General features: G+C 73.6%; 8 protein-coding genes. 2 read left to right on the top strand and 6 right to left on the bottom strand.

Annotated elements, in window-relative coordinates; all coding sequences use genetic code 11:
• Positions 1-36: 36 nt before the first annotated feature.
• Positions 37-1293, bottom strand: a complete 1257-nt coding sequence (locus tag AB0J67_RS37285) for a family 16 glycosylhydrolase (RefSeq protein ID WP_363489874.1) — start codon at positions 1291-1293, stop codon at positions 37-39.
• A 300-nt stretch (positions 1294-1593) separates the two neighbouring features.
• Between AB0J67_RS37285 and AB0J67_RS37280 the strand changes: the two genes are divergently transcribed.
• On the top strand, positions 1594-1860 hold the full coding sequence (locus tag AB0J67_RS37280; RefSeq protein WP_363489872.1) for a DUF4235 domain-containing protein: 267 nt from the start codon (positions 1594-1596) through the stop codon (positions 1858-1860).
• A 124-nt stretch (positions 1861-1984) separates the two neighbouring features.
• On the opposite strand, the gene AB0J67_RS37275 is transcribed toward AB0J67_RS37280, so the two are convergent.
• Positions 1985-3856: a right-handed parallel beta-helix repeat-containing protein gene (locus tag AB0J67_RS37275; protein WP_363489870.1), complete on the bottom strand. Its 1872-nt coding sequence runs from the start codon at positions 3854-3856 to the stop codon at positions 1985-1987.
• Between the two features lie 113 nt (positions 3857-3969).
• On the bottom strand, positions 3970-4851 hold the full coding sequence (locus tag AB0J67_RS37270) for a sigma-70 family RNA polymerase sigma factor (RefSeq protein ID WP_363489868.1): 882 nt from the start codon (positions 4849-4851) through the stop codon (positions 3970-3972).
• Positions 4852-4991: 140 nt separating this feature from the next.
• Here AB0J67_RS37270 and AB0J67_RS37265 point away from each other — a divergent pair, with 140 nt between their 5' ends.
• A complete protein-coding gene (locus AB0J67_RS37265) occupies positions 4992-5450 on the top strand; it encodes a carboxymuconolactone decarboxylase family protein (protein ID WP_363489866.1) in 459 nt (152 codons plus the stop codon).
• Between the two features lie 70 nt (positions 5451-5520).
• On the opposite strand, the gene AB0J67_RS37260 is transcribed toward AB0J67_RS37265, so the two are convergent.
• The 3 genes from AB0J67_RS37260 to AB0J67_RS37250 form a co-directional block, all read right to left on the bottom strand.
• Entirely contained in the window at positions 5521-7011 is a 1491-nt protein-coding gene (locus AB0J67_RS37260) for a trehalose-6-phosphate synthase (RefSeq protein ID WP_363489864.1), read from the bottom strand.
• Positions 7008-7367, bottom strand: a complete 360-nt coding sequence (locus AB0J67_RS37255) for an STAS domain-containing protein (protein ID WP_363489862.1) — start codon at positions 7365-7367, stop codon at positions 7008-7010. The genes AB0J67_RS37260 and AB0J67_RS37255 overlap by 4 nt, the downstream gene beginning before the upstream one ends.
• Before the next feature lie 148 nt (positions 7368-7515).
• Positions 7516-8396: ThuA domain-containing protein (locus tag AB0J67_RS37250; RefSeq protein ID WP_363489860.1), on the bottom strand; the 881-nt coding region annotated here is incomplete at its 5' end.

The following is an 8396-nucleotide window of genomic DNA, read 5'->3' as shown; positions in this document are numbered from 1 at the left end:
CGCCGCATGCGGCACGGGAGCGCGACCCTCCCGCGGTCAGCCCTTGCGCCACTTCTGGGCGCCGGTGCCGTTGCAGGTGTAGAGCTGCAGCTTGGTGCCGTTGGCGGTGCCGTTGGCGGTCACGTCCACGCACTTGTTGGCCTGGATGTTGACCAGGTCGCCGGCTCCGCTCAGGACGAACTTCTGCGCGCCGGTGCCGTTGCAGTCGTAGAGCTGGATGGCAGTGCCGTCGGCCGACGAGCCGGCCGCGACGTCCATGCACTTGCCCAGCGCCCGCAGGCTGCCGTCGGCCTCGAAGGACCACTTCTGCGCGCCGGTGCCGTTGCAGTCCCAGATCTGCAGCCGGGAGCCGTTGGCGGTGTTGGAGCTGGGGATGTCGATGCAGCGGTTGCTGCTCTGGCCGATGAGCAAGGTCGCGCCGCTGGGCGGCGTGGTGCCGCCGTCGTGGGCGAACACGCGCACGTAGTCGACCAGCATCTGCTGCGGGAACACGGTGCTGCCGTCCGGCGAGCCGGGCCAGTTGCCGCCCACGGCGACGTTCAGCAGCATGAAGAACGGGTGGTCGAACACCCACCGGTTGGCGCCCGCGTCGGCCCGGGTCTTGCGGGAGTACTGGATGCCGTCGATGTACCAGGTCACCGAGTCCGGCGCCCAGTCCACCGTGTACGTGTGGAACGCGTCGGCCAGCCGCTGGCCGCCCGGCATGGTGTACGAGCCGGTGAGCGAGCAGCAGCCGGAGTAGCCGGGGCCGTGCAGGCTGCCGTGGACGGTGCTCGGCTCGCGGCCGATGTTCTCCATGATGTCGATCTCGCCGCTGTTGGGCCACGGGTTGGTGCCGATGTCGCTGCCCAGCATCCAGAAAGCGGGCCAGATGCCGTTGCCGCGCGGGATCTTGATGCGCGCCTCGAACCGGCCGTAGGTCTGGGTGAACCGGTCGGCGGTGAGCAGCCGCGCGGAGGTGTACTGGCAGCTGCCGTACCAGCAGCCGTAACCGGCGGGGTTCTCGCGGCGGGCGGTGATGACGAGGTTGCCCGCGCCGTCGTGCACGGCGTTGCTGGTGCTGTTGGTGTAGTACTGCAGTTCGTTGTTGCCCCAACCGCCGCCGCCGATGTCGAACTTCCACTTGCTGCCGTTGACGGGCGTGCCCGCGGCGGCGTTGAACTCGTCGGACCAGGTCTGCGGGCCGACGGCCGCGGCGGGTGTGGCGGTGATGGCGCCGGCGGGCACGGCGAGGCCGGCCGCGGCGAGCGCGGCCACGGACAGTCGGACGATCAGTCGGGTTGCTCTGCGCATGGGACCTACCTCCCAGGGAGGGTGCGGGGCGTGCCACCAGGCGTGCCGAGCGGAACACTTTCGGTAAGCACTGTTAAAAGATTGACAGCTGTCACGTTAAGACGGTGTTTCACCGCCGTCAAGAGAGCGCTCTCTAATGCTGGTACCGAAATCGCGGCAGACTTCGGCGGCGATGGCGCGCCGCGTGCGTGCCGGCTCGGCCGCCGCAGGTGAGTGGCGCGCTGATCTGGGTATGCGAGCGCCACGGGCAGTCGCGGCCGAGGTCTCGGCCCGTGGCGGCCCGTCGGAAGGAGAGCGGAGATGAACACCCCGAAGCTGGTCTACCGACCGATCGGCATGGTGGGCGGGGCGCTGGCCGGTGTCATCGCCGGGGCGGCGTTCAAGCAGGTCTGGCGCCTGGCGTCCGGCAAGCCGGATACGCCCAACGCCACCGACCCGGACAAGGGCTGGACCGAGATCCTGATCGCCGCCGCCCTGCAGGGGGCGGTGTTCGGTCTGGTTAAGGCAGCGGTCGACCGGGGCGGTGCGCACAGCGTCAAGGCGCTGACCGGCCGCTGGCCGGACTGACCGCGCGGCCGGCCCGTTCCGGCGGCCGACAGGCTTGGTTCCCACTGCGGGCCGAGCGCGGTCGAGGCTCCGTTTCTCGGGCGGACGGAGCCTCGACCGCTTCCTTTCTCAGCGAAACGGCTGCTCAGCAGAACGGCGGACCGGTCAGGCGCACGCACAGGTCGCCGCCGGGCCCGCCGTCGTACACGTCGGCGCCGGGCGCCCCGATCAGCAGGTCGGCACCGGCCCCGCCGCGCAGGACGTCGTCACCGGCCCCGCCGATCAGCAGGTCGTTGCCGTCGCCGCCGCGCAGCTCGTCCGGGCCGCCCAGGCCCAGCAGCGTGTCCGCGCCGCCGAGCCCGCACAGCACGTCCGCGCCACCGGTGCCGATCAGCACGTCCGGGCCGGGCGTGCCGGTCTGCGTGCAGGCCGGGGCCGGCGGCACCTCGCTGACCTCGACCGCGCCGGTCTCGCACGCGCTGCCCTGCGGGCGGGCCGTGCCCCGCTGGTCGACGGTCAGCACGGTGCATGCCGCCGCCGGGACCCGCCCGTTGACCGGGCTGGCCGCGGTGGGCAGCAGGGTCGGCGTCGGGCCGCCGTTGGCGGCCAGGCCCAGCAGTCCCGCGTCGGGTGTGGCGTTCAGGTCGCCGGGCCCCGCGACGAAGGCGCACGAGCCGTCGCCGCCCACGTTGTACCCGGTGGAGGTGGTGGTGCCGGCGATCCCGCACTCGTCGGCCCCGCCGGTGCCCAGCGCCACCACCGAGGCGAACGCGTGCAGGTCCGCGCCGGTGGCCACGTTGGACGCCACCGGGCCGAAGTTGCCGTACACCGTGGCGTGGCGCAGGAACACGTCGCCGTCCGCACCGAACAGCGCGCCGCCGGAGACGTTCGCGTTGTTGCCGGTCAGCGTCGAGTTGTCGACGCGGATCTCGCCCGTCTCGGCGTACACGCCGCCGCCGCGGCCGGAGGCGCCCAGCGCGCCGTTGGCGCTGAACGTCGAGCCGGTCAGCACGATCTGCGCGGGCGGCGGCCCGTCGGTGTTCTCCAGGATGAACACGCCCAGCCCGCCCCCGGCGCCCTCGCGGGTGTTGCCGCTGACCGTGCTGTTCGTGATGTACACGTGCAGCTCGTCGGTGGGGGTGTCCTGGTCGGCGTTGACCACGATGCCGCCGCCGGGTGACGACGGGCCGGGGCTGTTGCCGCTGATCGTGGAGCCGGTGACCTCCAGGTGCCCGCAGGCCGAGCAGGTCACGCCGGTGCCGCCGTTGTCGGACACGGTGGAGTCGGTCAGCGCGAACAGGCCCGAACCCTGGCCGGTGGTGCTCAGCCCGCCGGTGCCGTTCTGCGTGACCGTCGAGCCGGTGACGGTCAGCGCGCCGTCGATGAGGCCGACGCCGCGCAGCGTGTGCTGCCAGATCACCGAGTCGGTGACCCGGACCGTGCCGAACGAGACCCGGATGCCGGTGCCCGTGTTCGGGCCCAGCGTGGAGCCGGTCAGGTCCAGGCTCGCACCGGAGATCCCGTCCTCGCTGTTGAGCACCGCGCCGCCGCCGGCGTCGTTGCCGGACACGGTGCTGTCGACCAGGTCCAGGTCGCCGGCGTACTGCGCGGCCGCGCCGGGGCCTTCGCCGCCGGTGACGGTCAGGTGCTGCACCGTCACCGCGCCCGCGGTGTCGAGGGTGTGCAGCACCCGCTCACCCGCGCAGCTCTGGGTCACGGTGGCACCGCCGCCGTCGACGGTGACCGGCTGCGCGGTGGTGACGTCGAGGTCGCCGCCCGCGTTGGCGTCGTCGTCGGCGCACAGGCTCAGGGTGTACGTCCCGGCCGCGAGCTCGATGGTGGTCGGCCCGGCGGCGGCGTTGGCCGCGTCGACCGCCTCGCGCAGCGAGGTGAGCCCGTCGGCGCCGTTCACCACGTCGGCGGTGGTGGTGACGGGGACGGTCGCGGCCAGGGCCGGTGCCGCGGGCAGCACCACCAGGGCCGGAATGACGAGGAGCAGGGCGAGGGTACGCCGCATCGAAGGTCCTCTCACGACAGTGCGCATCGGTGCGCTTGCCGGGAGCCTGCGCGTACGGCGGGCGGCACGCCAGACAGTGGTCGCCTAGGAGCCACTGTCGGCATGCGGACGGGTCAGGCGGTGAGGATCTCCACGTCGAGGGCGGCCAGGGCGTCGCGGTCGGCGGTGAGGTCGATGCCGCTGATGCGGCCGTCGGTGATGGTGAAGCTGAGCGCGACGCGCACCTTGCCGTGCGGTGCCCACACCGCGCCGACGACGCCGCCGACCAGCGCGGGGCGGGCCTCGGCCGCCTTGCCCGACCAGTAACCGGCGATCGCGGTGGCGCCGCGCGCCTCGGCGGTCGAGCCCATCTTCACGGCCATGGCGTCGGAGCGCATGACCACGTCCGGGTCGAGCACGCTCAGCAGCGCCTCGAACCGGCCCTCGCGGGCGGCGGCCAGGAACGCCTCGACCACCTCGCGGCGGCGGGCCTGGTCGGTGTCGTCGGCGTCGGGCGCCTGCCCCTGGACCCGGCGGCGGGCGCGGCTGGCCAGCTGCCGGGCCGCGTCCGGTGACTTGCCGATGACCGGGGCCACCTCGTCGAAGGGCACCGCGAACAGGTCGTGCAGCACGAAGGCCAGGCGCTCGGCGGGGGAGAGCGTGTCGAGCACGACCAGCAGGGCCAGCCCCATCGAGTCGGCGAGCACGGCCTCCTGCTCGGGATCGGGCGTCGCCGCGTCGGCGGGGGCGAACCCGGTCTCGGCGGCGTCGTCGAGGGAGTCCTCGCGGCGGGTGGTGCGCGAGCGCAGCATGTCGAGGCAGATGCGGCCGACGACGGTGGTCAGCCAGCCGCTGAGGTTGGCGACGTCGCTGACGTCGGACCGGCTGAGCCGCAGCCAGGCCTCCTGCACCGCGTCGTCGGCCTCGGCGGTGGAGCCCAGCATCCGGAACGCGACCGCGCGCAGCCGCCCCCGGTCCTGCTCGAACCGGTCCGCCAGGCTGTCCTGATCCCGCATATCCCGCATACCTCCGTGGATCGTCACCAAATGTGATGCAGGCCATATCTGTCACATCTTCGTGGGGTGGCCCGTCATACCGGTGACGAACGGGAACGGGGCGATGTGACAGCCCTTTCAAGATCCTAATGGAGGAAGACATGCAGGCACGGATGACCAACCCCGCCGCGGTGCTGCCGGAGGCCATGAAGGGCATCAACGCCCTCTACAAGGCCGCCCACTCGGCCGGCGTGCCCCAGTCGACCCTGGAGCTGGTGCACCTGCGGGCCAGCCAGATCAACGGATGCAGCGCGTGCGTCGACTCTGGCGCCCGCGCCATGCGCAAGGGCGGGGAGAGCGACGAGCGGCTGTTCTCGGTCGCCGCGTGGCGGGAGACCGACTACTTCACCGAGGCCGAGCGTGCCGCGCTGGAGCTGGCCGAGTGCGCCACCCGGCTGGCCGACCGGCCGGACCCGGTGCCGGACCACGTCTGGGAGGCGGCGGCCAAGCACTTCGGCGAGGCCGAGCTCGCGGCGCTGGTGCTGTGGATCGCCACCACCAACTTCTTCAACCGGCTCAACGCCACCACCCGCCAGCCGGCGGGCCAGAACTGGAGCTGACCACCTCCTGATCGAAGCTCCGACCGCGCCGGTCCCGCAGCGCGCCCGGAGCTTCGACCAGGTGAGCGGGTCAGTGGACGTCGGTCCGGCGGCCCGGTTCGGGCGGGACGGGCCGCAGCACGGTGCGCTCGGGCAGCGGGGGACGGGTGTGCCCGGGCACCGGAGGCACCCGGCGCGGCCGCGGCACCGTCGGGGCGGCGGCGCGGGCGCGTACGGCGGCGAGCACGTGCTCGGCCCAGACGTCGAGCGCGGGCTCGTGCGGCGCGATCCCGGCCTGCGGTGCCGGGCCGGAGCATCCGGCCGCGCGCGCGATGGCCTCGGCGAACGCGGCCGCGTCGTGCGGGTTCACCGTGATCGCGCCCGGCAGGTCGGTGGCGCCGCTGGTCAGTTCGCTGACCACGACCGTGGCGCCGCGCGCGCCACGGGCCGCGACGAACTCGTGCGGCCCGTGCAGCGTGCCGTGGTGCACCGGCGTGGCCAGCAGGCCGTCACACGCCAGGTACAGCGCGGCCAGCTCGCGGCGGTCCGGGCCGGTGCGCACGTAGTGCACGATCGCCTGGCCGACGCTGGCGTGCGTACCGTTGATCTTCGCGATGTGGCGGTCGACGAGCTCCCGCTGCTCCAGCTCCTCCGGGGTGCGCGGCTCGCCGCACGCCACGTGCAGCAGCGCCACCGTCCCGGGCTCGGGCCGGTGCTCGGCGAGGAACCGGTCGAACGCGTGCAGGCGCTGCTCGACGGCGTCGGCCGGGTCCCAGCCGCCGATCGACAGCAGCACCGGGCCGTCCACCCGCAGCGCGGACCGGATCTCGGCGGCCCGCTCACGCACCCGCGGCAGCCGGGTCAGCCGCCGCATGCCGCCGGTGTCGGCGGGCAGCGCGCAGGCGAGCACGCGGACCCGGCGGTTGCCGACGGCGACCTGGCCGTCACGCACCGGCAGCCCGTGCACGCGCCCGGCGAGGTCGAGCAGGTTGTCCACCGCCCGGTGGTGCGGCAGCGCCACCACGTCGGCGCCGAGCAGCCCGGCCAGCAGCGCCCGGTGCTCGGGCAGCCGGGAGAACGACTCCGCGGGCGGGAACGCGCTGTGCAGGTGCACGGCGGTCGCCAGGTCGGGTCGCATCCGGCGCAGCATGCGGGGCAGCAGCTGCAGCTGGTGGCCGTGCACCCATACGGTGCCGCCGGGCCCCGCGGACCCGGCGACAGCTCTCGCGAGCGCGTGGTTGGCGTGTTCGTACGGCTCGAACCAGCCGGGCGGGAACTCCGCGGGCTGGTGGTGGTAGAGCGAGCGCAGCAGCCCGGAGCCGAGCCGGGCCTCGTCGCCGTCGCCGTCGGTGGTCAGCACGTCAGCTTCGGCGGGCGCGGTGCCGTCGGGCACCGCCGCCCAGGCGCCCCGGCGCGCGGCGACGAACGGCCGCAGCGAGGCCAGGGCGGCGTCGACGTGGTCGACGCTGTCGTCGGGATCGGTGGCGGGCACCCGCTCGCCCGCCACGATGAGGTCGTACCGGCCGCGCTCGTCGCCGGCACGCCGCGGCACCGATCCGGCCCGCTCGCCCGGCACCCTCACAGAACCACCGGTCCCTGCAGGGGCACGTCGGCCGTGCGCAACGGCAGGATCTGCAGGATGCGGTCGACCCTGGCCAGCCGCAGGCTGCGCCGCGCCCGGGCGTTGGGGGAGCGCAGGGCCACCGTCCCGCCGTCGCGGGCCGCTCGCCGGTGCGCGTCCAGCAGCAGCAGGATCCCCGCCGCGTCGATCGCCTCGCACTCGGTCAGGTCGACCACGATCTGCCGTGGCCGCAGCACCAGCGCCTCCTCCAGCAGATGGTTCACCCCCGGCGCCGCATGCGCGTCGAGTACCCCCTTGACCTGCACTTCCACCAGCGGCACCGCCTGTGCCGTGGTCACCGCGACCGTGTCGTCCACGCAACTACCTCCTTGCCGGCGGATGTCACCATTCCCGGTTCGAGTCGGCGGTAACCCTCAGAACCGTGACAGTTGTGTGACATCTGCCGCGCAGGGACGGGCCGGCCGGTGACGCCCTGTCGTCACCGGCCGGCCTGCTCGCTGCCCGTTACGGCGTGACCAGGTCGAACTGCTCCCACGGGCCGATCGCGGTGCGGTTGGCGATCAGCGGTGCGGCGCCGCCGTTCTCGGCGACGACGTACCTGCCGTTGGCCTGCGCGCGCAGGCTGACGCTGCCGTTGGAGTTGCGGACCAGCGCGAACGTCTCCCAGCCGCCGACCGCGGTGCGGTTGGCGATGAGCGGGTTCGCCCCGGCGTTGTCGGCGCAGACGTAGCGGGAGTTCACCAGCGCGCGCAGCGCGACGTTGCCGCTGCCCCGGTCGACCAGCTCGAACCGCTCCGCGGTGCCGATGGCGGTGGCGCCGGCGATCAGCGCCGACGCCCCGCCGTTGGGCGCGGTGACGAACCTGCCGTTGGCGCGGGCGCGCAGGCTGATCCCGGCCGGGCCGGGCGGGGGCGTGCCGCAGTCGGCGGCGACCGCGCCGGCCGCGATCTGGATGCCGCCGAGCAGCATCCGGGTGAAGTTGGTGTCGGTGTAGCCGGCCTCGGTGTGGCCGAGGCCGGTGTACCAGGCGCGGCCGCCGGCGTAGTTGTGGCACCAGGTGATCGGGTGGTCGCCCATGTTGCCGCCGGTGTAGCTGCCCTCGTTGAGGTTCATCAGCACGCGGACGTTCGGGCGCGGGTTGGTGCGGTAGTTGTACCACTCGTCGCTGCGGGTCCAGGTCGCCGGCAGGTGCGCGGTGGAGATGTTCGCGCGGTCCTCGTTGCGGATGGTGGCCTGCTGCGTCGCCGGGTGCGAGGCGAAGTACGCCCCGACCAGGCCGCCGTACCAGGACCAGTCGTACTCGGTGTCGGCGGCGGCGTGCACGCCGACGTAGCCGCCGCCCGCGGCGATGTAGCTCTGGAACGCGGTCTGCTGGGTCGCGTTGA

The sequence above is a fragment of the Catellatospora sp. NPDC049609 genome (assembly GCF_040675365.1).
Lineage (GTDB): Bacteria > Actinomycetota > Actinomycetes > Mycobacteriales > Micromonosporaceae > Catellatospora.
This window is presented reverse-complemented; position numbering and strand designations above follow the sequence as displayed.